Origin of the sequence: Hydrogenophaga sedimenti (genome assembly GCF_051857515.1) — a bacterium.
Taxonomy (GTDB): domain Bacteria; phylum Pseudomonadota; class Gammaproteobacteria; order Burkholderiales; family Burkholderiaceae_C; genus Hydrogenophaga.
Map to the genome: position 1 here is coordinate 54,959 of NZ_JBPZHA010000006.1, position 25,393 is coordinate 80,351.

The 25,393-nt window shown below is 66.1% G+C and carries 25 protein-coding genes; all 25 read right to left on the reverse strand.

Annotation, left to right across the window (positions count from 1 at the left end):
* Positions 1-780 carry an imidazole glycerol phosphate synthase subunit HisF gene (hisF, locus tag ACS5NL_RS11435; RefSeq protein WP_439353915.1) on the reverse strand — a complete coding sequence of 260 codons (780 nt, stop codon included), beginning with the start codon at positions 778-780 and terminating at the stop codon, positions 1-3.
* A 6-nt stretch (positions 781-786) separates the two neighbouring features.
* Positions 787-1,527, reverse strand: coding sequence for a 1-(5-phosphoribosyl)-5-[(5-phosphoribosylamino)methylideneamino]imidazole-4-carboxamide isomerase (hisA, locus tag ACS5NL_RS11440; protein WP_439353916.1), 741 nt, complete (start codon positions 1,525-1,527; stop codon positions 787-789).
* Between the two features lie 22 nt (positions 1,528-1,549).
* The gene (gene hisH, locus ACS5NL_RS11445) at positions 1,550-2,212 is read right to left on the reverse strand and encodes an imidazole glycerol phosphate synthase subunit HisH (protein ID WP_439353917.1); all 663 of its coding nucleotides are present in this window, start codon (positions 2,210-2,212) and stop codon (positions 1,550-1,552) included.
* A gap of 22 nt (positions 2,213-2,234) precedes the next feature.
* Positions 2,235-2,849, reverse strand: a complete 615-nt coding sequence (gene hisB, locus ACS5NL_RS11450) for an imidazoleglycerol-phosphate dehydratase HisB (protein WP_439353918.1) — start codon at positions 2,847-2,849, stop codon at positions 2,235-2,237.
* Entirely contained in the window at positions 2,846-3,937 is a 1,092-nt protein-coding gene (gene hisC / locus ACS5NL_RS11455; protein WP_439353919.1) for a histidinol-phosphate transaminase, read from the reverse strand. Before hisC ends, hisB begins: the two co-directional genes overlap by 4 nt.
* A 5-nt stretch (positions 3,938-3,942) precedes the next feature.
* The gene (gene hisD / locus ACS5NL_RS11460; protein ID WP_439353920.1) at positions 3,943-5,286 is read right to left on the reverse strand and encodes a histidinol dehydrogenase; all 1,344 of its coding nucleotides are present in this window, start codon (positions 5,284-5,286) and stop codon (positions 3,943-3,945) included.
* 11 nt (positions 5,287-5,297) lie between these two features.
* The gene (gene hisG, locus ACS5NL_RS11465) at positions 5,298-5,951 is read right to left on the reverse strand and encodes an ATP phosphoribosyltransferase (protein WP_439353921.1); all 654 of its coding nucleotides are present in this window, start codon (positions 5,949-5,951) and stop codon (positions 5,298-5,300) included.
* Positions 5,948-7,216 (reverse strand): UDP-N-acetylglucosamine 1-carboxyvinyltransferase, encoded by a 1,269-nt coding sequence (murA, locus tag ACS5NL_RS11470; RefSeq protein WP_439353922.1) that lies wholly within the window; start codon positions 7,214-7,216, stop codon positions 5,948-5,950. The genes hisG and murA overlap by 4 nt, the downstream gene beginning before the upstream one ends.
* Before the next feature lie 15 nt (positions 7,217-7,231).
* Positions 7,232-7,471, reverse strand: a complete 240-nt coding sequence (locus ACS5NL_RS11475) for a BolA family protein (protein WP_439353923.1) — start codon at positions 7,469-7,471, stop codon at positions 7,232-7,234.
* Between the two features lie 9 nt (positions 7,472-7,480).
* Positions 7,481-8,236 carry an ABC transporter permease gene (locus ACS5NL_RS11480; protein ID WP_439353924.1) on the reverse strand — a complete coding sequence of 252 codons (756 nt, stop codon included), beginning with the start codon at positions 8,234-8,236 and terminating at the stop codon, positions 7,481-7,483.
* Positions 8,233-9,162 carry an ABC transporter ATP-binding protein gene (locus tag ACS5NL_RS11485; protein WP_439353925.1) on the reverse strand — a complete coding sequence of 310 codons (930 nt, stop codon included), beginning with the start codon at positions 9,160-9,162 and terminating at the stop codon, positions 8,233-8,235. Before ACS5NL_RS11485 ends, ACS5NL_RS11480 begins: the two co-directional genes overlap by 4 nt.
* A gap of 100 nt (positions 9,163-9,262) precedes the next feature.
* Positions 9,263-9,550 carry an STAS domain-containing protein gene (locus ACS5NL_RS11490; RefSeq protein ID WP_439353926.1) on the reverse strand — a complete coding sequence of 96 codons (288 nt, stop codon included), beginning with the start codon at positions 9,548-9,550 and terminating at the stop codon, positions 9,263-9,265.
* 9 nt (positions 9,551-9,559) lie between these two features.
* Entirely contained in the window at positions 9,560-10,186 is a 627-nt protein-coding gene (locus tag ACS5NL_RS11495; protein WP_439353927.1) for an MlaC/ttg2D family ABC transporter substrate-binding protein, read from the reverse strand.
* Between the two features lie 127 nt (positions 10,187-10,313).
* Positions 10,314-11,042 carry an MlaA family lipoprotein gene (locus tag ACS5NL_RS11500; RefSeq protein ID WP_439353928.1) on the reverse strand — a complete coding sequence of 243 codons (729 nt, stop codon included), beginning with the start codon at positions 11,040-11,042 and terminating at the stop codon, positions 10,314-10,316.
* A 43-nt stretch (positions 11,043-11,085) separates the two neighbouring features.
* Positions 11,086-11,565 (reverse strand): outer membrane lipid asymmetry maintenance protein MlaD, encoded by a 480-nt coding sequence (mlaD, locus tag ACS5NL_RS11505; protein ID WP_439353929.1) that lies wholly within the window; start codon positions 11,563-11,565, stop codon positions 11,086-11,088.
* 13 nt (positions 11,566-11,578) lie between these two features.
* Complete coding sequence (gene mlaE, locus ACS5NL_RS11510; protein WP_439353930.1) at positions 11,579-12,364, reverse strand: lipid asymmetry maintenance ABC transporter permease subunit MlaE; 786 nt, start codon at positions 12,362-12,364, stop codon at positions 11,579-11,581.
* Positions 12,361-13,176, reverse strand: coding sequence for an ABC transporter ATP-binding protein (locus ACS5NL_RS11515; protein ID WP_439353931.1), 816 nt, complete (start codon positions 13,174-13,176; stop codon positions 12,361-12,363). Before ACS5NL_RS11515 ends, mlaE begins: the two co-directional genes overlap by 4 nt.
* Before the next feature lie 77 nt (positions 13,177-13,253).
* Positions 13,254-14,735 carry a glutamate synthase subunit beta gene (locus ACS5NL_RS11520; protein ID WP_439353932.1) on the reverse strand — a complete coding sequence of 494 codons (1,482 nt, stop codon included), beginning with the start codon at positions 14,733-14,735 and terminating at the stop codon, positions 13,254-13,256.
* Between the two features lie 27 nt (positions 14,736-14,762).
* Positions 14,763-19,538 carry a glutamate synthase-related protein gene (locus ACS5NL_RS11525; RefSeq protein ID WP_439353933.1) on the reverse strand — a complete coding sequence of 1,592 codons (4,776 nt, stop codon included), beginning with the start codon at positions 19,536-19,538 and terminating at the stop codon, positions 14,763-14,765.
* Positions 19,539-19,730: 192 nt separating this feature from the next.
* Positions 19,731-20,429: a transposase gene (locus ACS5NL_RS11530; protein ID WP_439353934.1), complete on the reverse strand. Its 699-nt coding sequence runs from the start codon at positions 20,427-20,429 to the stop codon at positions 19,731-19,733.
* Between the two features lie 59 nt (positions 20,430-20,488).
* Positions 20,489-21,136 (reverse strand): hypothetical protein, encoded by a 648-nt coding sequence (locus tag ACS5NL_RS11535; protein WP_439353935.1) that lies wholly within the window; start codon positions 21,134-21,136, stop codon positions 20,489-20,491.
* Between the two features lie 20 nt (positions 21,137-21,156).
* The gene (locus tag ACS5NL_RS11540; RefSeq protein ID WP_439353936.1) at positions 21,157-22,416 is read right to left on the reverse strand and encodes an MFS transporter; all 1,260 of its coding nucleotides are present in this window, start codon (positions 22,414-22,416) and stop codon (positions 21,157-21,159) included.
* Positions 22,417-22,422: 6 nt separating this feature from the next.
* On the reverse strand, positions 22,423-23,646 hold the full coding sequence (locus ACS5NL_RS11545; RefSeq protein WP_439353937.1) for a deoxyguanosinetriphosphate triphosphohydrolase: 1,224 nt from the start codon (positions 23,644-23,646) through the stop codon (positions 22,423-22,425).
* Positions 23,646-24,767, reverse strand: coding sequence for a 3-dehydroquinate synthase (aroB, locus tag ACS5NL_RS11550; protein ID WP_439353938.1), 1,122 nt, complete (start codon positions 24,765-24,767; stop codon positions 23,646-23,648). Before aroB ends, ACS5NL_RS11545 begins: the two co-directional genes overlap by 1 nt.
* A 70-nt stretch (positions 24,768-24,837) precedes the next feature.
* Positions 24,838-25,374, reverse strand: a complete 537-nt coding sequence (locus ACS5NL_RS11555; protein ID WP_439354206.1) for a shikimate kinase — start codon at positions 25,372-25,374, stop codon at positions 24,838-24,840.
* Positions 25,375-25,393: the final 19 nt, after the last annotated feature.

Here is a 25,393-nt window from a genome sequence, read left to right on the forward strand (position 1 = left end):
TCAGAGCCTGACGGGAATGCCGCGCTCGGCCATGCGCTGCTTGGCCTGCGCCACGGTGTACTCACCGTAGTGGAAGATGCTGGCGGCCAGCACCGCGTCCGCCCCACCCTGCTGCACACCGTCGGCCAGGTGGTCGAGGTTGCCCACGCCGCCGGAGGCGATCACGGGCACGCTCACCGCGTCGGCGATGGCCCGGGTGAGGGCCAGATCGAAACCGCTCTTGGTGCCATCGCGGTCCATGCTGGTGAGCAGCATCTCGCCCGCGCCGAAGTCGGCCATCTGCCGCGCCCAGGCCACGGCATCCAGACCGGTGTTCTTGCGGCCGCCGTGGCTGTAGACGTCCCAGCCCTCGCCGCGTGCAGCCTGGTCGTCGCCCTGGCGCCGCTTGGCGTCGATGGCGACCACGATGCACTGCGAGCCGTACTTGTCGGACGCGTCGCGGATCACCTGCGGGTTGGCGATGGCCGCCGAGTTGAAACTGGTCTTGTCGGCGCCGGCGTTGAGCAGGCGGCGCACGTCTTCGACCGTGCGCACGCCACCGCCCACGGTCAGCGGAATGAACACCTGCGAGGCCACGGCCTCGATGATGTGCAGGATCAGGTCGCGGCCGTCACTGGTGGCGGTGATGTCCAGGAAGGTCAACTCGTCGGCGCCCTGCTCGTTGTAGCGGGCGGCGATCTCGACCGGATCGCCGGCGTCGCGCAGTTCGACGAAGTTGACGCCCTTGACCACGCGGCCACCGGTCACGTCCAGGCAGGGAATGATGCGTTTGGCGAGCATCAGACTTCAACCATTGAGTTCATCCGCCAGCGCCTGGGCCGCCTGGAAGTCCAGATCGCCGCTGTAGATCGAGCGGCCGCAGATCACGCCCTCGACCCCTTCGTCTTCCACCCCGCACAGCTTGCGGATGTCTTCCAGGTTGGACAGGCCGCCCGAGGCGATCACCGGGATCGACAGCGACTGCGCCAGCTTGACTGTGGCCTCGATGTTGATGCCGCTGAGCATGCCGTCGCGGCCGATGTCGGTGTAGATGATGGATTCGACGCCGTAGTCCTCGAACTTCTTGCCCAGGTCGATGACTTCGTGGCCGGTGAGCTTGCTCCAGCCGTCCGTGGCAACCTTGCCGTCCTTGGCGTCCAGGCCAACGATGATGTGGCCACCGAACGCGGTGCAGGCATCCTGCAGGAAGCCGGGGTTCTTGACCGCGGCGGTGCCGATGATCACGTAGCGCAGACCGGCGTCCAGGTAACGCTCAATGGTGTCCAGGTCGCGGATGCCACCGCCGAGCTGCACATCGACCTCGGACCCCACCTCCTTGAGCACCGCACGGATCGCCTGCTCGTTCTTGGGCTTGCCGGCAAACGCGCCGTTGAGGTCCACCAGGTGCACGCGGCGGGCGCCCTTGTCGACCCAGCTGCGGGCCATCGCCGCAGGGTCTTCGCCAAACACGGTGGTCTGGTCCATGTCCCCCTGCTTGAGGCGAACACACTGGCCGTCTTTCATATCAATGGCGGGAATCAGCAACATGATGATCGTCAGGTAATGGCAGTCAGGGTTTCCAGGACAGGAAGTTCCGGTAAAGCGCCAGACCTTGGTCGGCGCTCTTCTCGGGATGGAACTGGGTAGCAAAAATGTTGTCGCGGGCGATGGCCGACGCAAAGCGGCCACCGAAGTCGGTCTCACCCACGGCATGGGCCGGATTGGCCGGCCGGGCGTAGTAGCTGTGAACGAAATAGAAATAGGCGCCGTCGTCGATGCCGGCCCACAACGGGTGCGCCGGCCCGCGGCCGAGTGCATGGAACACCTGGTTCCAGCCCATCTGCGGGACCTTGAAACGGCTGCCGTCTTCCTGCAGCCGGTTGGCCAGCTGAAACCGCACCACCTCACCGGTCAGCAGCCCCAGACCGTCGGTCGGCCCCTCTTCGCTGCGCTCCAGCAGCATCTGCATGCCGACACAGACGCCGAACAGCGGCTTGTGGGCCGCGGCGTGCAACACGGCGTCCTTGAGACCGGAAGCCGCCAGCTCGTTCATGCAGTCCGCCATGTGGCCCTGCCCGGGCAGCACCACACGTTCGGCATCGAACACGTCCTGCGCGCGCGAGGTCACGACGACCTCGACGCCACTGTCGCGGGCCGCATGGATGACGGCCTGCGACACCGAACGCAGATTGCCGCTGCCGTAGTCCACCACGGCGACTGTCTTGGCTTTCATCAGAACCCGAAGGAAAGAAGATTCAGAGCGAACCTTTGGTCGAGGGAATCACATCGCCCAGGCGTTCGTCGCGCTCCAGCGCCATGCGCAGCGCGCGGGCGAAGGCCTTGAACACGGTCTCGGCCTGGTGGTGGGCGTTCTCGCCGTGCAGGTTGTCGATGTGCAGGGTCACGCCGGCGTGGTTGACGAAGCCCTGGAAGAACTCGTAGGTCAGCTGGGTATCGAAACCGCCCACCATGCCGGCCTTGAACGGCACGCGCATGTGCAGGCCCGGGCGACCCGAAAAATCGACCACCACGCGCGAGAGCGCTTCGTCCAGCGGCACATAGGCGTGGCCGTAGCGGCGGATGCCCTTCTTGTCGCCCACGGCCCTGGCAAAGGCCTGGCCGAGGGTGATGCCCACGTCTTCCACCGTGTGGTGGCCGTCGATGTGCAGGTCGCCCTTGGCGTCGATCTCGAGGTCGATCAGCCCGTGGCGGGCGATCTGGTCGAGCATGTGGTCGAAGAAACCAATGCCGGTGGACAGCCTGGCCGTGCCGGTGCCGTCGAGATTGACGCGGATGCGGATCTGCGTCTCGGACGTGTCGCGCTGGACTTCTGCCACGCGGGCGGGTGTGGCGATGGTAGGGGTGGTCATAGGCTGGCTTGCAGGGCGGCGATCATCCGCGTGTTCTCGTCGGGGGTGCCGACCGTCAGGCGCAGGCAATTGCCCAGCAATGGGTGCATTTTAGAAACATTCTTGACCAGCACGCCGCGCGCCTTCAGGCCATCGAAGGCCTTCTGCGCGTCCGGCAATCGCACCAGCACCATGTTGGCTTCGCTCGGAAAAGGCCTGACGCCCGGCATCGCCGCCAGCTCGGTCAGCAGACGCACACGTTCGCTTCGGATGCTCGCCGCCTGTTGCGCGAACACGTCGGCGTGTTCGAGCGCGAACAGCGCGCACTCGGCGTTGAGCACGCTCACGTTGTAGGGCGGGCGCAGCTTGTCGACCTCGTGCACCAGCGCCTGCGGACCGACCATGTAGCCCAGCCGCACGCCGGCCAGGCCGAATTTTGAAAGCGTGCGCATCAGCAGCACGTTGGCATTGGCCGCCGGGTTCGCGCGGATCTCGTCCAGCCAGCTGCGGCTGGAAAACGGCTGGTAGGCCTCGTCCATGACCACCAGGCCACCGAAGGTCGCGGCCTCGGCGATCAGGCGCCGGATCACGCCAGCGTCCCACAGGTTGGCTGTGGGATTGTTGGGGTAGGCGATGTAGGTGATGGTGGGCTGGTGCTGGCGCAGCGCGGCCAGCATGGCCGCTTCGTCCAGTCCGAAATCTGCGGTCAGGTTCACACCGTGAAAGGCCAGCCCCTGCAGCTGGGCGCTCATGGCGTACATGACAAAACCCGGCAGCGGCGCCAGCACGCTCGCACCCGGCACGTCGCAGGCCATGGCCAGCAGAGAGATCAGTTCGTCGGAACCATTGCCCAGCATCAGCGCGTTGCCTGCGGGCAGGTCGACGTAGCGGGCCAGCGCCCGCTTGAGGTCTTCGATGCGTGCGCCGGGATAGCGGTTGATCGCGACAGCGCCCAGGCGCTCGCCCAAGGCCTTCTGCAGCTCCAGCGGCAACGCAAACGGGTTTTCCATCGCGTCCAGCTTGACCATGCCGGTCGAGTCCTGGATGGCGTAGGCGTGCATGGACTGGATGTCCTGGCGGATGTTCCGCAGCGGGTTCGGCGTGTTCATGGCGTTCATTTCGCGACCCGCATCGGCGGCACGGTGGCCAAGCGCAGCTCGGCGGCGCGGGCATGGGCCTGCAGGCCTTCACCGTAGGCCAGCTCGGCAGCGATGGTGCCCAGCTGCTGGGCCCCGGCCTCGCTGACCTCGATCAGGCTGCTGCGCTTCTGGAAGTCGTAGACGCCCAAGGGCGAGGAGAAACGGGCGGTGCCGCTGGTGGGCAGCACGTGGTTGGGGCCGGCGCAGTAGTCGCCCAGGCTCTCGCTGGTGTAGGCGCCCAGGAAGATGGCGCCGGCATGCCGCAGCAGCGGTTCCCAGCGGTGCGGATCGCGGCTGGAGACCTCCAGGTGCTCGGGCGCGATGCGGTTGCTGATGGCGCAGGCTTCTTCCATGTCGCGCGTGAGGATCAGCGCGCCACGGTCGTTCAGGCTCTTGGCGATGATGGCCGCGCGTGGCATGGCCGGCAGCAGGCGGTCGATGGCGGCCTGCACTGCGTCGAGGTAGGCAACGTCGGGGCACAGCAGGATGCTCTGCGCGAGTTCGTCGTGTTCGGCCTGGCTGAACAGGTCCATGGCCACCCAGTCAGCGGGCGTCGTGCCGTCGGCCAGCACCAGGATTTCGCTGGGCCCGGCAATCATGTCGATGCCCACCACGCCGAAGACGTGCTTCTTGGCGCTGGCGACATAGGCGTTGCCGGGACCGGTGATCTTGTCGACCTTGGGCACGGTGGCCGTGCCATAGGCCAGGGCCGCCACGGCCTGCGCGCCGCCGATGGTGAAGGCCCGGGTGACCCCGGCCACATAGGCGGCCGCCAGCACCAGCGGATTCTTTTCGCCCCTGGGCGTCGGCACCACCATGACGATTTCGCCCACGCCGGCCACATGGGCCGGGATGGCGTTCATCAGCACGCTGCTCGGATAGGCCGCCTTGCCACCGGGCACATAGATGCCCACGCGGTCCAGCGGCGTGACCTTCTGGCCCAGCAGGGTGCCGTCTTCGTCGCGGTAGGTCCAGCTTTCGCCGGAGGCCTTCTTCTGCGCTTCGTGGTAGCTGCGCACGCGCCGTGCGGCCGCTTCCAGCGCACCGCGCTGGGCCTCGGGCAGGCCATCGAAGGCGGCCTTGAGCTCGGGCTGCGTCAGTTCCAGCGCCTGGAGGCTGTCGGCCTGCAGGCCGTCGAAGCGCGCCGTGTACTCCAGCACCGCGGCATCGCCGCGCACCTTCACGTCCGACAGGATGTCGGCCACCCGCTGCTCGATCGCGCCGTCGGTCTCGGCCGACCAATGCAAGCGCGCCGCAAACTGCGCCTCGAAGTCGGACGAGGCGGTGTTCAGTCGGGCGGGCTTGGCGGACAGGCTCATGATGGAACGGCTTATTGGGAAACAGCGCGGGCAGCGATGGCTTGCGAGAACGCGTCGAGGATGGGGCGGATGGCAGCCTGCTTGAGCTTCAGGGCAGCCTGGTTGACCACCAGGCGCGAGCTGATGTCCATGATCCGCTCGACCTCGACCAGGTTGTTGGCCTGCAGGGTCTTGCCGGTGGACACCAGGTCGACGATGGCGTCGGCCAGGCCGGTCAGTGGCGCCAGTTCCATGCTGCCATAGAGCTTGATCAGGTCCACGTGCACGCCCTTGCTGGCGAAGAAGTCGCGCGCGATCGTCGTGTACTTGGTCGCGACCTTGAGGCGCGAGCCCTGCTTCACGGCCGAGGCGTAGTCGAAATCGGCCGGCACCGCCACGCTCATGCGGCACTTGGCGATCTGCAGGTCCAGCGGCTGGTACAGGCCCTGGCCGCCGTGTTCGATCAGCGTGTCCTTGCCGGTCACGCCCAGGTCGGCGCCGCCGTGTTCGACATAGGTCGGCACGTCGGTCGCGCGCACCAGCACGACGCGCACGTCCGGCTGGTTGGTCGGCAGGATCAGCTTGCGCGAGGTTTCCGGGTCTTCCAGCACCTCGATGCCGGCCGCCGCCAGCAGCGGCAGTGTCTCGTCGAAGATGCGGCCTTTGGAGAGGGCGAGTGTGATCATTTGATGCGCTCGATGTCCGCGCCGATGCCGCGCAGCTTGGCTTCCATCTGGTCGTAGCCCCGGTCCAGGTGGTAGATGCGGTCGACGATGGTTTCGCCTTCGGCCACCAGACCGGCGATCACCAGGCTGGCCGAGGCGCGCAGGTCGGTCGCCATCACGGTCGCGCCCTGCAGCTTGTCGATGCCCTCGATCACCGCCACCTTGCCATCGGTCTGGATGTGGGCACCCAGGCGCACCAGCTCGTTGACGTGCATGAAGCGGTTTTCGAAGATGGTCTCGGTGACCTTGCTCGAACCCGTGGCGATGCAGTTGAGCGCCATGAACTGCGCCTGCATGTCGGTCGGGAAACCCGGGTATTCGGTGGTGCGGAAGCTCTGCGCCTTCATGCGGCCCGAAGCCTTCACGCGGATGAAACCGTCGCCCACCTCGATCTGGGCACCCGCGTCGCGCAACTTGTCGATCACGGCATCCAGGTGTTCGGCGCGGCCATGACGCAGCACCACGTCACCGCCGGTGGCGGCCACCGCGCACAGGAAGGTGCCGGCCTCGATGCGGTCGGCCACCACCTGGTGGGTGCAGCCGTGCAGGCGCTCGACGCCCTGGATGCGGATCTTGCTGGTGCCGTGGCCTTCGATCTTGGCGCCCATGGCGATCAGCATCTCGGCCAGGTCGGGGATCTCGGGCTCCTGCGCCGCGTTCTCCAGCACCGTCTCGCCCTCGGCCAGCGCGGCGGCCATCAGGAAGTTCTCGGTACCGGTCACGGTGACCATGTCGGTGGCGATGCGGGCGCCCTTGAGCCGACTGCGGCCCTGTGGCAGCTGGGCCACCATGTAGCCGTGTTCGACCACGATCTCGGCGCCCATGGCCTGCAGGCCCTTGATGTGCTGGTCCACCGGCCGCGAACCGATGGCGCAGCCGCCCGGCAACGACACCTTGGCGCGGCCAAAGCGCGCCAGCAGCGGGCCCAGCACCAGCACCGAGGCGCGCATGGTCTTGACCAGCTCATAGGGCGCTTCGGGGCTGAGCGTGTCGGGCGCCTGGAAGCTCATGCCGCCGCGCTCGCCGTGGGTCTCGGTCTGGACACCCATGTTGTCCAGCAGCAGCCGCATGGTGGCGACATCGCGCAGGCGCGGCACGTTGTTCAGGTGCACCGGATCGCTGGTCAGCAGCGTCGCGCACAGCTCGGGCAGTGCGGCGTTCTTGGCGCCTGAAATGATGACTTCGCCGTTGAGCGGGCGTCCGCCGGTGATGCGCAGTTTGTCCATGGATCAGGGTCCGTTTCAGGCTTGGGCCGCCCATTCGGCGGGGGTGAATGTCTTCATCGACAGGGCGTGCACCTCGTCGGTCTTCAGGCGTTCGCCGAGCGTGGCGTAGACGCGCTGGTGGCGCGCGATCGGCCGCTTGCCCTCGAATTCGGGCGAGACGATCACAGCCGACCAGTGGCGCCCGTCGCCCGAGACCTCGAGGTGCTCGCAGGTCAGGCCGGCGGCGATGATGTGTTGCAGTTGTTCAGCGGTCATGGGAGGGCCTCAGTGACGGATCTTGTAGCCGGTGCGCAGCAGGTGCAGCGCGACCGCGCTGACCACGACGAGAGCGGAGCCCACCAGCGCCAGGCTCGTCCAGGGCGAGACGTCGCTCACCCCGAAGAAACCGTAGCGGAAACCGTCGATCATGTAGAAGAACGGGTTGAGGTGGCTCACCTGCTGCCAGAAGGCCGGCAGCGAATGGATGGAATAGAACACGCCCGAGAGGAAGGTCATGGGCACGATCACGAAATTCTGGAACGCCGCCATCTGGTCGAACTTCTCGGCCCAGAGTCCGGCGATCAGGCCGAGCGCACCCAGCAACGCCGCGCCCATGAAACCGAAGGTGAGGATCCACAGCGGCGCCACCAGATCGGGCCGGGCATACCACCAGGTCACCGCCATCACGCCCGCACCCACCGCCAGGCCGCGCACGATCGACGAACCGACATAGGCCACGAACCAGGCCCGGTGGGACAACGGCGTGAGCAGCAGGAACACCAGGTTGCCCATGATCTTGCTCTGGATCAGCGACGAGCTGCTGTTGGCGAACGCGTTCTGCAGCACGCTCATCATCACCAGACCCGGCAGCAGGAACGCGGTGTAGCTGACCTGCCCGTACACCTTGGCGCTGCCTTCGAGCACATGGCCGAAGATCATCATGTACAGGATCGCCGTGATCACCGGCGCCGCCACGGTCTGGAAACCCACCTTCCAGAAGCGCAGCACTTCCTTGTAGAACAGCATCTGCCAGCCGGTCATGCGGTGCCTTCCTTTGCAGGGCCGGAGGCGCGCTCCATCACCTCGATGAACACGTCCTCCAGGTCGGCCTTGCGGATCTCCACGTCTTCGGCGGTCACACCGGCTTCGCGCGCGCGCGCCAGCCACTGTTCGACCTCGATGGCGTTGTGCGCCGGCAGCTGCACCACGCGCCCGGTGATCCGCGCCTGCCGGGCCAGTTCGGCCGGAAGTGCCTGATCGGTCTTGAAGCGCAGCACATTGGACGACGCCTGGCTCAGCAGATCGGAGGTCTTCTCCAGCGCCACCACCTGCCCTTTTTGCAGCATGGCGATGCGGCCGCACAGGGCCTCTGCTTCTTCCAGGTAGTGGGTCGTCAGCAGCACCGTGCTGCCCTGCTTGTTGAGCCGGCTGATGAACTGCCAGAGCGTCTGGCGCAGCTCCACATCGACGCCCGCCGTGGGCTCGTCCAGCACGATCACCGGTGGCTTGTGCACCAGGGCCTGCGCCACCAGCACACGGCGCTTCATGCCGCCGGAAAGCTGGCGCATGTTGGCACCCGCCTTGTCGGCCAGTCCCAGACCTTCCAGCAATTCGTCGATCCAGGCGTCGTTGTGGCGAAGGCCGAAATAGCCCGACTGGAAGCGCAGCGCCTCGCGGACATTGAAAAACGGATCGAACACCAGTTCCTGCGGCACCACGCCCAGCGCGCGCCGTGCGGCGGCGTAATCGGCCTGAACGTCGTGCCCCTGCACCTGCACACGACCGCCGGTGGGCCGTGCCAGCCCGGCCAGGATGCTGATCAGTGTGGTCTTGCCGGCGCCGTTGGGGCCCAGCAGACCGAAAAACTCACCGGGCCGGATGTCGAAGGACACGCCCTTGAGCGCCTGCAGCTCACCGCGTGCGGAGCGGTAAGTCTTGGAAACGTTCTGGAAGGAGACAGCGGGCATTGCGGGAGCGGGCCAGGTCACCGGACGCTGGCAGGACATCTGCTGACCGCGGTGAACCCTGGATTTTATGCGGCCGCGCGCGCCGCCGCTGGCGAGCGCCTCAGGCGGGCAACAACTCGGCCACCCCGTAAAGGGTGACCAGCGCCTGCAGGCGCCGGGGCATGCCGGAAATCTGCAACGACTTGCCCCGTGCCAGGGCCGCGTTGCGCAGCTCCAGCAGCACCGCCACCGCCGAGGTGTCAAACACCTTCAGCGGCGCGGCGTCCAGCAGCATCGGCGCCCCCTCCTGCGCCAGCAGGGCCGACCGCAGCCGCTCCAGGGTCTGCGCGGCCTCCGGCAGGGTGAGCTGCTCGGGCAGGGATACGGAAGCGGTACCGGGCACGCTCATGTCGGGCTTTCAGCTGGTCTTGCCCGCGGCAGCGCTCTTGTTGCGCTGCGCGAGGTTGGCGATCAGGCCGTCGATGCCCTTGGTGCTGATTTCCTGGGCAAACTGGGACTTGTAGGTTTCCACCAGCCAGACACCCAGCACGTTCAGGTCATAGATCTTCCAGCTGTCGGGGGTCTTCTCCAGGCGGTAATCCAGCTGGATCGGCTCGCCCTTGCCACGCACTTCGGTGCGGACCACCACTTCGGTGTCTTCCGGCTTGGAGCGCATCGGCTTGAAGCTCAGGGTGTGGTCCCGCACCTCGCCCAGGGCGCCCGCGTAGGTGCGCACCAGCAGGGTCTTGAACTCGTCCTGCAGCTGCTTCTGCTGCTCGGGCGTGGCCTGGCGCCAGGCCCGGCCCACGGCCATCGAGGTCATGCGCGAGAAATTCACGTTGGGCATGATCTTGGCGTCCACCAAGGCGACGATGCGGCTGATGTCGCCCTTCTGGATCGCCGGGTCGGCCTTGACCGACGCCAGCACGTCGCTGGAGATGCGCTTGACCAGCGCATCGGGCGCCTCGGCCTCGGCCATGGCCAGCGGGCTGGCGAAAACGGCGGCGGCGGTGATCAGGCTGAAGATCCAGTGGCGGCGTTGCATGTGTGATTTCCTTTCAGAAGCGGGTTCCGGCGCCATGCCGGACTTGTACCGCTTGGGACCGGGACTGTACGGCACCGGTTCCGGTCAAATGTGTCGGAACTGTAATTCTGACGTATCGTTTTGTGGGTCACTCGGACCCGTCTTTGAGACCGATGCCCTTGTCGATCAGGTCCTCGATCTGGCTCTCGCGGCGCTGCAGGTAGAGCTCGCGCGTGAAACTGTACTTGTCCAGCGCGGCCCCTTCGAGCAGCGTGGTGGCACGCAGCAGGTTGGCACGGGTTTCCACCGCACGCAGCACATACAGCGAGTTGCGGGTCGGAATGTTGGACAGGCCCTGGACCAGATCCCCGCTCGACTCAATGCTGAAACCGGCCGCATCGCGCACCGTGGAGGGGCCGAAGATCGGCAGCACCAGGTAGGGGCCGGAGGGCACGCCCCAGCGGCCGAGCGTCTGCCCGAAGTCCAGCCGCGTGCGCTCGATGCCCATTTCGGAGGCCACATCGAAGAGACCGGCGACGCCGAAGAAGGTGTTGACGTTGAAGCGCAGGAAGTTCTCGGCCGCCTCGCGCGGACGCAGCTGCAGCGAGGCGTTGATGAACGACCAGACGTCGCGCAGGTTCTCGAAGAAGTTGTTGACGCCGGTGCGGACCGGATCGGGGGTGACCTCCTGGTACACCGTGGCCACCGGCTTGAGCAGCGCGCCGTCCACCGCGTCGTTGAACTGAGTCACCTTGCGGTTCATCGGCTCCAGCGGATCGCGCGGGTTGGCGTCGGGGCCTGTGGCGCAGGCCGCAAGCATCCCGGTCAGCACCAGAGATGCCGTCCAGCGAAGAATGTGTCCACGATCGGGTCTCATGACCGTTCCCCTGCGTGTGCGCCGGCAGCGACGGGCCGCGCCGTCACTGCGGCTTCTTTTCGCCACCGTCGGCGGCCTTGTTGAACAGGAACTGGCCGATCAGGTTTTCCAGCACCACCGCCGACTGGGTCTGCGTGATGACGTCACCGGCCACCAGGTTCTTCTCATCGCCGCCCGGCTCGATGCCGATGTACTGGTCGCCCAGCAGACCGGCCGTCAGGATCTTGGCCGACGAATCCTTGGGAAAGCTCACGCCCTTGTTGACTTCCAGCGTCACCACGCCCAGGAAGGTCTGCGGATCCAGTGTGACGCTGGTCACACGGCCGACGTTCACGCCGGCCGAGCGCACGGGCGCGCGGGCCTTGAGGCCACCAATGTTGTCGAAGCGCGCCCTGAGTGTGTAGGTGTCGCCACCACTCGCGAAGCTGCCCAGGTTCGCGGCCTTCAGCGCGAGGAACAGCAACGACAACGCGCCGAGGACGACAAACAGGCCAACGAGGATTTCCGTACTTTTTTTGTTCATGGGTTCTCCCGGATCAAGGGGTCGAGAACATCAGGGCGGTGAGGATGAAGTCCATCGCCAGGACGCCCAGAGAGGCAGTGACCACGGTGCGGGTGGTGGCGTAGGCCACCCCTTCCGGCGTGGCCTCGGTCTCGAAGCCCTGGTAGAGGGCGACAACGGTGCAGATCACACCGAACACAAAGGACTTGACGATGCCGTTGCCGACATCGCGCCAGACGTCGACGCGGTCCTGCATGATGGACCAGAAGTTGCCCGAGTCAACACCGATCAGCATCACGGCCACGACGTAGGCACCGAGAATGCCGATGGTCGAGAACATGGCCGCCAGCAGGGGCATGGACAGCATGCCGCCCAGGAACCGCGGCGCCAGCACGCGCACCTTGGGATCGATGGCCATCAGCTCCATGGCGGCGATCTGCTCGCCCGCCTTCATCAGGCCGATCTCAGCCGTCAGCGAGGTACCGGCGCGACCGGCAAACAGCAGCGCTGCCACCACCGGGCCGAGCTCCCGCACCAGCGCCAGGTTGACGATCAGGCCCAGCGACTCGGCCGCGCCATAGGTCACCAGGGCGTAATACATCTGAAGGGCCAGCACGAAGCCAACCGACAGCCCCGAGGCCAGGATGATCACCAGCGAGCGGTTGCCGATGGCGTGGATCTGGCCGACCACCAGGCCGAAGCGGCGCAGCGCGGCCGGCACAGCCCGCAACAGCTCGAGGAAGAACAGGGCGCCGTGGCCCCAGCGCCCGAGCACGCCGAGCGTGGTCTGGCCGACGCCTTGCAGGAAGTTCACGATCATGACGCCACCCTCGGACCGAAATCTTCTGCCACCGACCGCGCGGGATAGTGGAACTTGACCGGACCATCGGGCTCTCCGCGCACGAACTGCCGGACCTCCGGCTCGGTGCTGGCCATCAGCTCGGCCGGCGTACCCTGGGCCACGACACGGCCGCCCGGTGCCAGCAGCACCACCCAGTCGCTGATCGCCATGCACTGCGGCACGTCGTGCGAGATCAGCAGCGAGGTCGCGCCGGTCACGTCGGTCAGGGTGCGGATCAGCTTGGCCGCCACGCCCATGGACACCAGGTCGAGACCGGCGAAGGGTTCGTCGTACATGATGAGTTCGGGATCGAGCGCGATCGCACGTGCGAGCGCGACGCGACGCGCCATGCCGCCCGACACTTCGCTGATCTTGAGCCCGGCCGCGCCGCGCAGCCCCACCGCATTGAGCTTCATCAGCACGATGTGGCGGATCAGTTCTTCGGGCAGGTCGGTCATTTCCCGCAAAGGGAACGCGACGTTGTCGAAGACATTCAGGTCGGTGAACAGCGCACCGAACTGGAACAGCATGCCCAGGCGGCGGCGCAGCCGGAACAGCTGCGCCTTGTCGGAGGCATCGATCACTTCACCGTCGAACACCACGCGCCCGCTGGAGGCGGCATGCACACCACCGATCAGACGCAGCAGCGTGGTCTTGCCACACCCCGACCCGCCCAGCACGGCAGTGATCTTGCCGCGGGCGAATGTCAGGGAAAGGTCGTTGAGGATGGTCCTTCGGCTGTCGTAGCCGAAGGTGACATGGTCAATGTCGATGAAAGGGGTGTCGCTCATGAAGCCAAAAGTTTGACCGCGGATTGTCGCATGTGCATGCACACCCCCCGGACCACCCCGCACCATTCCCCCACGGGTCAGCGAGGCAGGTCGGACTGGCCCATCAGGTACTCGTCCACCGCCCTCGCGGCCTGGCGGCCCTCCCGGATGGCCCACACCACCAGGGACTGGCCGCGACGCATGTCGCCGGCGGCAAAAACCTTGGGCACGCTGGTGATGTAACCACCGGTAAAGTCGGTCGACGCCTTGGCGTTGCCGCGGGCGTCCTTGTCCACGCCAAACGCGTCGAGCACGGTGGCGACCGGGTTCACGAAGCCCATGGCCAGCAGAACCATGTCGGCCTTGTATTCCTTCTCGGAACCGGCGACTTCGACCATCTTTCCGTCCTTGAACTCAACGTTCACGGTCTTCAGGCCGGTCAGCTTGCCGTTCTTGCCCACGAACTCCTTGGTGGAGATGGCGAACTCGCGCGCCAGGATGCCCTTCTCGGCGCTCTCGTCGTGGCTGGAGCTGGTGCGCAGCTTCAGCGGCCAGTACGGCCACACCAGCGGCTTGTTTTCCTGCTCGGGCGGCTGGGGCATCACCTCGAACTGGGTCACGCTCACCGCCCCGTGGCGGGTGCTGGTGCCAACGCAGTCGGAGCCGGTGTCGCCACCGCCGATGACGATGACGTGCTTGCCGTCGGCGCGCAGCTGGTTCTTGAGCTTGTCGCCGGCGTTGACCTTGTTCTGCTGCGGCAGGAACTCCATGGCGAAGTGCACGCCGTCCAAGTCGCGGCCGGGCACCGGCAGGTCGCGGCTCTGTTCGGAACCCCCGGTCAGCAGCACGGCGTCGAACTGGGCCTTGAGGTCTTCCGCGCTGATCACCGTCTTGGCGTCGTTCGTGACCTTGAGGCTCTCGGGCACGGTACCGATCAGCGTGCTGGTCTTGAACACCACGCCTTCGGCTTCCATCTGCGCCACGCGGCGGTCGATGTGCGACTTCTCCATCTTGAAGTCGGGGATGCCATAGCGCAGCAGACCACCGAGGCGGCTGTTTTTCTCGAACACCGTCACATCGTGGCCGGCGCGCGCCAGCTGCTGGGCGGCGGCCATGCCGGCCGGGCCGGAACCGACCACGGCGACCTTCTTGCCGGTCTTGTGCTTGGCTGGCTGCGGCTGGACCCAGCCACTTTCCCAGGCCTTGTCGATGATGGCGTGCTCGATGGACTTGATGCCCACCGCGTCGCCGTTCACGTTGATGGTGCAGGCGGCCTCGCAGGGTGCGGGGCAGATGCGGCCGGTGAACTCGGGGAAGTTGTTGGTGCTGTGCAGCACGGTGATGGCGTTCTGCCAGTCGCCCGCGTACACGAGGTCGTTGAAGTCCGGAATGATGTTGTTGACCGGGCAGCCGTTGTTGCAGAACGGCGTGCCGCAGTCCATGCAGCGCGCGCCCTGGATCTTGGCCTGGCTGTCGTCCAGGCCGACCACGAATTCCTTGAAGTGCTTCAGGCGCTCGGCAACGGGCTTGTAGCCCTCTTCCAGACGCTCAAATTCCATGAAGCCGGTGACTTTTCCCATGATGGTTTCCTGCGTGGGTAGGTGTTTTTATTTGGCGGGTGCGGCCTGTTTCTTGGCACTGGTCTGGGCCTTGCCGGTGGCGACCACGGCCGCCTTCTTGGCGTTGATCTCGCCCAGGGCGCGCTTGTATTCGGTCGGGAACACCTTCACGAACTTCGCACGGGCTTCGGCCCAGTTGTCCAGCAGTTCGCGCGCGCGCTTGCTGCCGGTCCAGCGGTTGTGGTCTTCCAGCAGCTTCTTGAGCTGGGCTTCGTCGGTCTGGTCGCGGTGCCACACAGCCTTGTCGACGGAAGCCTCCTGCTCGGCGGCGGGCAGCACCTTGTCCAGGGCGACCTGGGCGGTGTTGCAGCGCTGGGCGAACAGGCCATCTTCGTCATAGACGTAGGCGATGCCGCCGCTCATGCCGGCGGCGAAGTTGCGGCCGGTCTTGCCCAGCACCAGCACGGTGCCGCCGGTCATGTATTCGCAACCGTGGTCGCCCGTGCCCTCCACCACCGCTGTGGCGCCCGAGAGGCGCACAGCGAAGCGTTCACCGGCCACGCCGCTGAAGAAGGCTTCACCGCTGGTGGCGCCGTACATCACGGTGTTGCCCACGATGATGTTGCGGGTCGATTCACCGCGGAAGTCGATGCTGGGGCGCACCACCACGCGGCCGCCCGACAGGCCCTTGCCGGTGTAGTCGTTGGCGTCACCGATCAGGTAGAGCGTGATGCCGTTGGTAAGGAAGGCGCCGAAGGACTGGCCGCCCGTGCCTTCGAGCTGGATGCGGATGGTGTCGTCCGGCAGACCTTCGGGGTGCACCTTGGTGACCGCACCCGAGAGCATGGCGCCGACGGAGCGGTTCACGTTGCGTGCGCGCTCCATGAACTGGACCTTCTCGCCCTTCTCGATGGCCGCCTTGCTCTTGGCGATCAGCACGTTGTCGAGCGACTTGTCCAGACCGTGGTCCTGGGTCAGCGTGTGCAGGCGCGGCACGTCGGCCGGCACATTCGGTGTGGCCAGCAGGCGGCTGAAGTCCAGGCCCTTGGCCTTCCAGTGCTCGATGCCCTGCTTCATGTCCAGCAGCTCGGCGTGACCGATCAGGTCGTCGAACTTGCGCACGCCCAGCTGGGCCATGATCTGGCGCACTTCTTCGGCAATGAAGAAGAAGTAGTTGACGACGTGCTCGGGCTTGCCGGAGAACTTCTTGCGCAGCGCCGGGTCCTGCGTGGCCACGCCCACAGGGCAGGTGTTGAGGTGGCACTTGCGCATCATGATGCAGCCCTCGACCACCAGCGGTGCGGTGGCGAAGCCGAATTCGTCCGCGCCCAGCAGCGCGCCGATGACGACGTCGCGGCCGGTCTTCATCTGGCCGTCGGCCTGCACGCGGATGCGGCTGCGCAGGCGGTTGAGCACCAGGGTCTGCTGGGTTTCGGCCAGGCCGATTTCCCAGGGCGAACCGCAGTGCTTGATCGACGACCAGGGCGAAGCACCCGTGCCACCGTCGTGGCCGGCGATCACGACGTGGTCGGCCTTGCACTTGGCCACGCCGGCGGCGATGGTGCCCACGCCCACTTCGGACACCAGCTTGACGCTGATGTCGCTGTGCGGCGCCACGTTCTTCAGGTCGTGGATCAGCTGGGCCAGGTCTTCGATCGAGTAGATGTCGTGGTGCGGCGGCGGACTGATGAGACCCACACCAGGCACGCTGTGGCGCAGCTTGCCGATGTATTCCGACACCTTGCCGCCGGGCAGCTGGCCGCCCTCGCCGGGCTTGGCGCCCTGGGCCATCTTGATCTGGATCTGGTCGGCGCTGGACAGGTACTCGGCGGTCACACCGAAACGGCCCGATGCCACCTGCTTGATCTTGGAACGCAGCGAGTCACCGGCTTCGAGCGGGTAGTCGACCTCGAAGATGTTGCCCAGCAGGTCGGACATGGTCTGGCCCTGCTTGATCGGGATGCCCTTGAGTTCGTTGCGGTAACGCAGCGCGTCTTCACCGCCCTCACCGGTGTTGCTCTTGCCGCCGATGCGGTTCATGGCCACAGCCAGCGTGGCGTGCGCCTCGGTGGAGATGGAGCCCAGCGACATGGCACCGGTGGCGAAGCGCTTGACGATCTCCTTGGCGGGTTCCACCTCGTCGATGGAGATCGCCTTGGACGGATCGATCCTGAACTCGAACAGGCCGCGCAGCGTCATGTGGCGCTTGCTCTGGTCGTTGATGATCTGCGCGTATTCCTTGTACGTGTTCCAGTTGTTGGCGCGGGTGCTGTGCTGCAGCTTGGCGATCGCGTCGGGCGTCCACATGTGCTCTTCACCACGGGCGCGCCAAGCGTATTCGCCACCGGTTTCCAGCAGGTTGGCCAGCACCGGGTCGTCGCCGAAGGCGGCCTTGTGCATGCGGATGGCTTCTTCGGCGATCTCGAACACGCCGATGCCTTCCACGCGGCTGGCGGTGCCGGTGAAGTACTTGGACACGGTCTCGCTGTTCAGGCCGATGGCCTCGAACAGCTGGGCGCCGCAGTAGCTCATGTAAGTGCTCACGCCCATCTTGGACATGATCTTGGACAGGCCCTTGCCGATCGCCTTGACGTAGTTGTAGATCGCCTTGTCGGCGCTCAGCTCGCCCGGCAGGTCCTGGGCGATGGCCTGCAGGGTTTCCATGGCCAGGTAGGGGTGCACGGCTTCGGCGCCGTAGCCGGCCAGCACGGCGAAGTGGTGCACCTCGCGCGCGGTGCCGGTCTCGACCACCAGACCGGCGGTGGTGCGCAGGCCTTCACGCACCAGGTGCTGGTGCACGGCCGACAGCGCCAGCAGCGCGGGCACGGCCACCTGGGTGCGGCTGACGCCGCGGTCGCTGATGATCAGGATGTTCTTGCCGCCCTTGATCGCGTCCACCGCTTCGGCGCACAGCGAAGCCAGCTTGGCTTCCACACCTTCCTTGCCCCAGGCGGCGGGGTAGGTGATGTCCAGCGTGGCGCTCTTGAACTTGCCCTGCGTCACCGATTCGATGTTGCGCAGCTTGGCCATGTCGGCGGCGTCCAGCACCGGCTGGCTCACTTCCAGCCGCATCGGCGGGTTGACCTGGTTGATGTCCAGCAGGTTGGGCTTGGGACCGACGAAGGACACCAGCGACATCACGATCGCTTCGCGGATCGGGTCGATGGGCGGGTTGGTCACCTGCGCGAACAGCTGCTTGAAGTAGTTGTACAGCGGCTTGTTCTTGCCCGAGAGCACGGCCAGCGGGCTGTCGTTGCCCATGGAGCCGATGCCTTCTTCGCCGTTGGCGGCCATGGGGCTGAGCAGGAACTTGATGTCTTCCTGGGTGAAGCCGAAGGCCTGCTGGGCGTCCAGCAGCTCGGGCGAGACGCGTTCGGCACCGGTGGATTGCGGCTCGGTCTGGGCGATCGGCAGCTCGACCGCGTCTTCACCGGCGACGGGGTGCTCCACGTCGTCCAGGCGGATGCGCAGGTTCTCGATCCACTGCTTGTAGGGCTTGCTGTTGGCGAGGTTGGCTTTCAGCTCCTCGTCATCGATCATGCGGCCCTGCTCCAGGTCGATCAGGAACATCTTGCCGGGCTGCAGGCGCCACTTGCGCACGATCTTGTTTTCCGGCACGGGCAGCACGCCCGATTCGGAACCCATGATGACCAGGTCGTCGTCGGTGATGCAGTAGCGCGAGGGGCGCAGGCCGTTGCGGTCCAGCGTGGCGCCGATCTGGCGGCCGTCGGTGAACACGATGGAAGCCGGGCCATCCCAGGGCTCCAGCATCGCGGCGTGGTACTCGTAGAACGCGCGGCGGCGCGGGTCCATCATGGTGTGCTGTTCCCAGGGCTCGGGAATCATCATCATCACGGCCTGGCTGATCGGGTAACCGGCCATGGTCAGCAGTTCGAGGCAGTTGTCGAACGTGGCGGTGTCGGACTGGCCGGCGAAGCTGATCGGGTAGAGCTTCTGCAGGTCGGCGCCCAGCACCGGCGAAGACATCACGCCTTCGCGCGCCTTCATCCAGTTGTAGTTGCCCTTGACGGTGTTGATTTCACCGTTGTGGGCGACGTAGCGGTACGGGTGGGCCAGCGGCCACTCGGGGAAGGTGTTGGTGGAGAAGCGCTGGTGCACCAGACCGAGCGCGGAGACGCAGCGCGGGTCCTGCAGGTCCAGGAAGTAGGTGCCCACCTGGTCGGCCAGCAGCAGGCCCTTGTAGACCACGGTGCGGCTGCTCATGCTGGGCACGTAATACTCTTTGCTGTGCTTGAGCTTGAGCGCCTGGATGTGGGCGCTGGCGGTCTTGCGGATCACGTACAGCTTGCGCTCCAGCGCATCCTGCACGATCACGTCGTTGCCGCGGCCGATGAAGACCTGCCGCATGATCGGCTCCTTCTCGCGCACCGTCGGGGACATCGGCATGTCCTTGTTGACCGGCACGTCGCGCCAGCCCAGCAGCACCTGGCCCTCGGCCTTGATGGCGCGCTCCATCTCCTGCTCGCAGGCCAGGCGGCTGGCGTGCTCCTTGGGCAGGAAGATCATGCCGACACCGTATTCACCGGCCGGCGGCAGGTTCACGCCCTGCTTGGCCATTTCTTCGCGGTAGAGCGCGTCGGGCAGCTGGATCAGGATGCCGGCGCCGTCGCCCATCAGGGCATCGGCCCCCACGGCGCCACGGTGGTCGATGTTTTCCAGGATCTTGAGCGCCTGGGTCACGATGTCGTGACGCTTCTCGCCCTTGATGTGGGCCACGAAGCCGACGCCGCAGGCATCGTGTTCGTTGGCCGGGTCGTACAGACCTTGTTGCTGGATGTGCTGCTGTTCGGCTGCCGTGGTCATGGCGCTTCCTTTTCTGGACAAGGGCATGGCAAAAATTGCGCGGGACGCGAAGCTTAGTGCATTGCAACATCAATGCCAAGCAAATAAATCAGGGTCAGATTCCGATTTAAAGAGACAAAGATATTGTCAAAGATAAATAGGGACAGATCAAATGAACAAACAACCCGTTGATTCAGAAAGGGATTTCCCCTCTCAACCGACGGATCGCTGTTTTGGCGGCCTACCGGGCCGTGCGGGCGCGAGTCGACGCGCGGTGTCGCGCTGCAACGAATCGACGAACTGGCTGTCACCGAGCGCCCAGCCGTGCCACACGGCGTCGGTGATGGCACCCAACTGCGGCAGATCCAGGCCGCGATGCACCAATTCGGCGTAGGCCGCTTCCCGGGCAAACGGCGTGTTTCCCAGGCTCCAGTACAAGGGGTGCGGTGTCAGGCGCCGGTCGTGGGCCTGACCGATGTGGTGCCGGTGGCTCGACCAGGCATACGCGAAGGGCTCCGCGCACAGGCCCTCGCGCACTGGCGCGGAGTCCATCATGCTCATGCAGGCAAAGAGGTGCCGCTCGGGCTGGATCAGGGTCGAACGGTAACGCCCTTCCCACAGGGTACCGCTGCGCCCGTGGCGGGCGTTGAAGTGCCGCACATAGGTGCGTCCGATGGCCTGCATCAGGGCCGGCACGCCCTGGTCGGTCTCGGGCGTGAGCAGCAGGTAGATGGCGCCGGGCAGCAGGACATAGGCATGCACGGTCACCCGGTGGCGCACGGCCTGCTCGCCCAGCAGGTCGAGCAGCTTCTGGCGGTCCTCGTCGTCGACGAACACCGGCTGGCGGTTGTTGCCCCGGTGGGTCACCAGGTGCACCCGGCCGGGCAGGGTCAGGCGAGCGAGTCGGGCCACGAAGATCTCCTTGTCATCCGACCCCGATTATGGAGACACCAGGCAACAGGAGACCTGTCTCAGGGAAAGCGGCTGGGTTCGCCGACGATCAGGCGCGCCAGTTCATCCATCGTGGCCGCATCGACCTGGCTGGCCGGCAGGCTGTGCTGCACGATTTCCATGCCGTTGACGCAGGCGAGCCGGAACTGCAGCCGCGCGCTGTCGTGATCGGCCGTCACCAGCACGCTGGCACGGGCGGTCAGGTCGTACTCGAAAACGATGGCCAGCAAGGCATTGGATTCGGGGTGCCGCTGCTCGGTGCGATCGTGCGCCACGTGACCGGCGGCCAGGCGGGTCTGCACCCGCTCAAGATCCGGCGGGAAGTTGACGCTCACGGAGGCCCGGCGCACATCGCCCGTGCGGGGCAGGATCTGCCAGCCGATGGCCAGGTAGTCGAACACTTCCTTGTCGCGCAGCATCTTCTTGCGGGCGTCGAACCGGAAGCCGGTCTGCTTCATGTCGGGCCACATGCTGCGCTTGTCCAGACCCATCCGGGTCGAGGCCGGCTCGATCACGTTGAGCTGGCGCGTCAGTTCGGAGAAGTAGCTCCAGACCCGGCTGCAAGCCACTTCGGTGGCCTGTGTGTTGGCCTCCGCGCCTTGCAGCTGCGCCCCCTGGTCGGACTGCAGAGACTGCGCCTGTCGTTTGAGCTGGTGGAGATAGCTCATCGTTTCACCCCTGTGGATTTTCAGTCGCCGGTGTTGCCCCGGTCCGCGGCAGTGTATCCGCGCCGGCGCCAGGCCCGGTGCAGACACGCAGCCACCAGCAGACCCAGCAGCGAGCAGGCGCCCGTCATCACCCAGGTCCACTGCCACCCCCCCACCCGCGTCACCCACCAGGCCACCAGCGGCGGCCCGGCAAACTGGCCCAGCGACGAGAATTGCTGCATCCAGCCCACCGTGGTCGACACCGTGTCCTGACCGGGCGAAAGGTTCACGGCCACACCGAACAGCGTGCCGGGAATCAGGCCGCCGACGGCCGAAAACAGCAGCACCGCCAGGTACTGCCAGACCGGATGCCCCTCTGCCCCAAACGCCACCCAGGCCCCCAGCGCCATGGCCAGGTACCCGGCCACCAGCATGAACGCAGGCTGCGCTCCTCGCGCGAGCCCGCGGCCGGCCGCGATGTTGCCGCCCATGTTGATCGCCGCGGCCAGCGCACTCAGCACGGCCACCATGCCCGCGCCCAGGCCCGCGGCGTGGTAGATCGTCGGCAGAAAGCCGATCACCGCCAGCCACTGGCCCGAATACAGGAAGAACCCCAGCGCCACCAGCCAGGGCCCGGGTGCCCGGAGGGTCTTCGACAGGCGCGGCCAGAGCGCTGTGACCTGCCCCGGTGGTGGCGGCCGGTCCGCCGGCACACGAAACCACAGCACCAGCACCGCCAACAGACTCAGGGCCGACAGCAGGACCCAGGCCCCCCGCCAGCCCGCGACCGCCATGAGGGGCACACCGAGCAACAGCGCCAGCGAAGTGCCCAGTGGCATGTAGGTGCCCCACCAGCCCAGCGCGCGCGACAGGCCCGCTGGCGTGGTCAGGTGCATGCGCAACAAGCCGGGCGCCGGCAGCACGGCCAGGAGAAACCCCGCGCCCTCCACCACGCGCGACAGCAGCAGCACCCGAACGCCGGGTGCTGCTGCACCGATCAGGCTGCCCAGCGCCAGCACGGACAGGCCCCAGAGCATCACGCGCCGCGGTCCCTGCCGGTCGGCCAGCAAGCCCACGACCAGCCCGAGCGACATGCCGGCCAGTTGCACCAGCGACAGCAGAAAACCGGCCTGCACCAGATCCAGCGCCAGTTCGGCCTGCAGCAGCGGAATCGCCACCGGCAGCTTGCCCACATGCAGTGCGCAACTCACACCCACGCCGACCACCAGGGGCGCCACGGGTGCGCCGTCTGCCCCAAGGCGCTTGAGGTTGGCTGACGACTCCGCAGCGTCCATCACCATGCCCGTTCAGGGGAACAGAACGCGGCCGCTGAGTCGCTGGTGCTCGCGGATGGCAAAACGGTCGGTCATGCCAGCGATGTAGTCCGCCACCGCGCGGGCCGGCGACACTCCCGGCTGGGCGGCAATCGCCGGACACTCCGCCGGTCGCTCCAGATAGAGCGTGAACAGTTCGGACACCACGCGGGCCGCACGCTCTGTGGTCTCCATGACCTGGGGATGGCGGTACAGATTGCGGAACAGGAACTGCTTGAGGCCTTGCGACTCGGCGGTCATGTCCGGCGTGAAGCCCACCAGCGGCCGGCGCACTGCGCGCACCTCATCGATGCCCGACACGCCCGACGCCTGCAGATGCTGCCGGGTGCAATCGATCACGTCGTAGACCTGATCGCTGAGCATAAGCCGGATCGACTCGAACAGCAGGCGCCGCCCCTTCAGCGTGGGATGCGTCGCCAGTGCCTGCCGCCGGTAGCGGTCGAACAGCGGCACGTCGTTCATCTTGTCCAGCGTGAGCAGGCCGGACCGCACGCCGTCGTCGATGTCGTGGGCGTTGTAGGCGATCTCGTCGGCCAGGTTGCACAGCTGCGCCTCCAGCGACGGCGAGCCGCCCTCCACAAAGCGGCGCGCGATGCCCGAAGGATCTGTGGCCATCAGACGTTCGGCGTTGTTGCGCGAGCAGTGCTTGAGAACGCCTTCCCGCGTTTCGAAGGTCAGGTTCAACCCGTCAAACAGCGGGTAACGCTCCTCCAGTTCGTCGACCACCCGCAGGCTTTGCAGGTTGTGCTCGAAGCCCCAGTCTCCACCTGCCGCCGCCTTGTCCGGTTGTGCCGCGCGCATCGACGCATTCAGCGCATCCTGGCCGGCATGGCCGAACGGTGTGTGTCCCAGGTCGTGGGCCAGCGCAATGGCTTCGACCAGGTCTTCATTGAGCCCCAGGGTCCGCGCAATGCTTCGCCCCAGCTGTGCGACCTCCAGCGAGTGGGTCAGCCGCGTGCGGAACAGGTCGCCTTCATGGTTGAGAAAGACCTGTGTCTTGTAGACCAGCCGGCGGAACGCCGTGGAGTGGATGATGCGGTCGCGGTCGCGCTGGAACACCGAGCGCGTCGGCGCCTCGGGCTCCGGAAACCGGCGTCCACGGCTGGCCTGCGGGTCGGCGGCGTACGGCGCCAGTCCCGGGGCCGCGCGCAAGGGACCAGCCACCGCACCGCGCACCAGCGAGACCGAGCCTTCCATCACGCCTGGCAACTTTCGGCAATCACCTCGGCCACCAGGGAGTCGGGGGCGCCTTGCACCACCGCCGTGCCACGGCCGTCCACCAGCACGAACCGGATCTCGCCCGCATCCGACTTCTTGTCCAGCCGCATCAGCGACAGGTAGCGACCCACGTTGTCCGCCGCATCCAGCACCGGCGCGGTCACAGGCAACCCGGCTGCTTCCACCAGGGTCTGCAATCGCCCCACGAAGGCTTCGTCGGCCAGCCCGACCCGGGCCGACAGGCGCGCCGCCATCACCATCCCGCAGCCCACGGCCTCACCATGCAGCCACTGGCCGTAACCCATCCCGGCCTCGATCGCATGACCGAAGGTGTGACCGAAATTGAGGATCGCCCGCAGGCCGGATTCGCGCTCGTCCTGACCGACGACTTCGGCCTTGATCTCGCAACTGCGGCGCACGGCATGGGCCAGCGCCCGGGTGTCGCGCGCCCGCAAGCCCTGCATGTTCGCCTCGATCCAGTCGAGGAAAGCCATGTCGGCAATCGGCCCGTACTTGATCACTTCCGCCAGCCCGGCAGAAAGCTCCCGCTCGGGCAGGGTATCGAGCGTCGACAGGTCGCACACAACCCGCTGCGGCTGGTAGAACGCACCGACCATGTTCTTGCCCAGCGGATGGTTGATCGCCGTCTTGCCACCAACCGAAGAATCCACCTGCGCCAGCAAGGTGGTCGGCACCTGCACAAAGGGCACGCCACGCATGAAGGACGCCGCCGCGAACCCGGTCATATCCCCGACCACACCACCACCCAGTGCGAACAGCACGGTCTTGCGATCGCATTCGTTGGCGAGCAGCGCGTCGAAAATGAGGTTGAGCGATTCCCAGGTCTTGAACGCTTCGCCGTCAGGCAGCGACACCTGCAGCACCCTTGGATAGACCGGAGCCAGCGCGGACCGGAGCTGTTCGAGATAGAGCGGAGCGACGGTGTGGTTGGTGACCACCATCGCCGTCGAAGCCCGGGGCAGACCCGAAAAACTCGACGTCTTGTGCAGCAGCGCAGTTCCGATGTCGATGGAATAGCTGCGGTCCCCCAGGGCGATGGCAACCTGTTGCGGGACGGTGTTTTCAGAGGTGCTTTGCATGCCCCTGAGTGTAGGGCAGCGACCTTGGAGGAAGAGGCGCCGAGGCGCCTCCAAGGAGATCCAGGCCAGCTTACGGCGAGGTCGATGGCTGTGGGTCCGCCAGTTCCAGCTGCATGACGATCATGTTGACCAAGGTGGCCACCGAAGGACGCCCGGTGTCGATCACGAAATGGGCCGTCTCTCGGTAGAGGCTGTCCCTGGCTGCGTACAGGTCTTTCAGACGCTGCAACGGGTCCGCCACCTGCAAAAGCGGCCGGTTCCGGTCGTGGCGCAGGCGCCTGAACACCTCTTCGGGAGAAGACCGGAGATACACCACCCGGCAACGCTGATGCAGATGTTCCCGGTTCGCAGGCCGCAACACCGAACCACCACCCGTCGAAAGCACAGACGACGGTTGTTGCGTCAGTTCGTCGATGACCGCCTGCTCGACGTCCCGAAAGCGCTCCTCGCCTTCCCGTTCGAAATACTCACGAATCGTGCTACCCAAGCGGTGCTCGATCACATGATCAGAATCTACAAACGAGACGAGAAGCCGCCGAGAAAGATGCCGGCCAATCGTGGACTTCCCAGAACCCGGTAGACCGACCAAAGCAATAGATTTATGCAAGCTATGAACAGAAATCAAT

Excerpts from the sequence above, each read along its gene's own strand:
- hisF (WP_439353915.1), bottom strand. The coding sequence starts at position 780 with ATGCTCGCCAAACGCATCATTCCCTGCCTGGACGTGACCGGTGGCCGC.
- hisA (WP_439353916.1), bottom strand. The coding sequence starts at position 1,527 with ATGTTGCTGATTCCCGCCATTGATATGAAAGACGGCCAGTGTGTTCGC.
- hisH (WP_439353917.1), bottom strand. The coding sequence starts at position 2,212 with ATGAAAGCCAAGACAGTCGCCGTGGTGGACTACGGCAGCGGCAATCTG.
- hisB (WP_439353918.1), bottom strand. The coding sequence starts at position 2,849 with ATGACCACCCCTACCATCGCCACACCCGCCCGCGTGGCAGAAGTCCAG.
- hisC (WP_439353919.1), bottom strand. The coding sequence starts at position 3,937 with ATGAACACGCCGAACCCGCTGCGGAACATCCGCCAGGACATCCAGTCC.
- hisD (WP_439353920.1), bottom strand. The coding sequence starts at position 5,286 with ATGAGCCTGTCCGCCAAGCCCGCCCGACTGAACACCGCCTCGTCCGAC.
- hisG (WP_439353921.1), bottom strand. The coding sequence starts at position 5,951 with ATGATCACACTCGCCCTCTCCAAAGGCCGCATCTTCGACGAGACACTG.
- murA (WP_439353922.1), bottom strand. The coding sequence starts at position 7,216 with ATGGACAAACTGCGCATCACCGGCGGACGCCCGCTCAACGGCGAAGTC.
- ACS5NL_RS11475 (WP_439353923.1), bottom strand. The coding sequence starts at position 7,471 with ATGACCGCTGAACAACTGCAACACATCATCGCCGCCGGCCTGACCTGC.
- ACS5NL_RS11480 (WP_439353924.1), bottom strand. The coding sequence starts at position 8,236 with ATGACCGGCTGGCAGATGCTGTTCTACAAGGAAGTGCTGCGCTTCTGG.
- ACS5NL_RS11485 (WP_439353925.1), bottom strand. The coding sequence starts at position 9,162 with ATGCCCGCTGTCTCCTTCCAGAACGTTTCCAAGACTTACCGCTCCGCA.
- ACS5NL_RS11490 (WP_439353926.1), bottom strand. The coding sequence starts at position 9,550 with ATGAGCGTGCCCGGTACCGCTTCCGTATCCCTGCCCGAGCAGCTCACC.
- ACS5NL_RS11495 (WP_439353927.1), bottom strand. The coding sequence starts at position 10,186 with ATGCAACGCCGCCACTGGATCTTCAGCCTGATCACCGCCGCCGCCGTT.
- ACS5NL_RS11500 (WP_439353928.1), bottom strand. The coding sequence starts at position 11,042 with ATGAGACCCGATCGTGGACACATTCTTCGCTGGACGGCATCTCTGGTG.
- mlaD (WP_439353929.1), bottom strand. The coding sequence starts at position 11,565 with ATGAACAAAAAAAGTACGGAAATCCTCGTTGGCCTGTTTGTCGTCCTC.
- mlaE (WP_439353930.1), bottom strand. The coding sequence starts at position 12,364 with ATGATCGTGAACTTCCTGCAAGGCGTCGGCCAGACCACGCTCGGCGTG.
- ACS5NL_RS11515 (WP_439353931.1), bottom strand. The coding sequence starts at position 13,176 with ATGAGCGACACCCCTTTCATCGACATTGACCATGTCACCTTCGGCTAC.
- ACS5NL_RS11520 (WP_439353932.1), bottom strand. The coding sequence starts at position 14,735 with ATGGGAAAAGTCACCGGCTTCATGGAATTTGAGCGTCTGGAAGAGGGC.
- ACS5NL_RS11525 (WP_439353933.1), bottom strand. The coding sequence starts at position 19,538 with ATGACCACGGCAGCCGAACAGCAGCACATCCAGCAACAAGGTCTGTAC.
- ACS5NL_RS11535 (WP_439353935.1), bottom strand. The coding sequence starts at position 21,136 with ATGAGCTATCTCCACCAGCTCAAACGACAGGCGCAGTCTCTGCAGTCC.
- ACS5NL_RS11540 (WP_439353936.1), bottom strand. The coding sequence starts at position 22,416 with ATGGTGATGGACGCTGCGGAGTCGTCAGCCAACCTCAAGCGCCTTGGG.
- ACS5NL_RS11545 (WP_439353937.1), bottom strand. The coding sequence starts at position 23,646 with ATGGAAGGCTCGGTCTCGCTGGTGCGCGGTGCGGTGGCTGGTCCCTTG.
- aroB (WP_439353938.1), bottom strand. The coding sequence starts at position 24,767 with ATGCAAAGCACCTCTGAAAACACCGTCCCGCAACAGGTTGCCATCGCC.